Genomic DNA, 398 nt, shown 5'->3' with positions numbered 1-398 from the left:
CACGGGCACGACGCTTCTCGACGCGATCTTCGACGACGTCGACCGTCTCCTGACGGAAGCGGTTGAGCGCGAAGAAGCTGATCGCCGTCGACGCGAGCGCCGCGACGATGAGCAGCAGGAAACTGCGCAGCCCGCACAGGTAGCCCAGGCACACGCAGCCGAAGAAGACGAGGATGCGCAGAACGGTGTAACGAGCGACAGGTGCCATCAGCCGATCACAGCCCCGAGTAGGAGTGCTGGCCGACGAAGAACACGTTGACGACGCCGTAGTTGATGAGGATGCACGCGAAGCCGACGAGGACGACGGCGGCGGCCTTGCGTCCGCTCCACCCGACCGTCACGCGGCTGTGCAGGTAGGCCGCGTAGACGATGAAGATGACGAGCGACCACACTTCCTT

The 398-nt window shown here is 64.3% G+C and carries 2 protein-coding genes; both read right to left on the bottom strand.

Going from position 1 to position 398, the window contains the following annotated elements; all coding sequences use genetic code 11:
* The coding region (locus GO615_RS30100; RefSeq protein WP_169133117.1) for a DUF4229 domain-containing protein at nt 1-208 on the bottom strand (208 nt) is incomplete at its 3' end.
* Nucleotides 209-215: 7 nt separating this feature from the next.
* A partial coding sequence (gene ccsA, locus GO615_RS30095; RefSeq protein WP_169133116.1) for a cytochrome c biogenesis protein CcsA occupies nt 216-398 on the bottom strand: 183 nt, incomplete at its 5' end.

It is taken from the genome of Aromatoleum evansii (genome assembly GCF_012910805.1).
GTDB classification, from domain to species: Bacteria; Pseudomonadota; Gammaproteobacteria; order Burkholderiales; family Rhodocyclaceae; genus Aromatoleum; species Aromatoleum evansii.
Note: the sequence above shows the minus strand (reverse complement) of the source record. Positions and strands in the feature narration are given on the sequence as shown.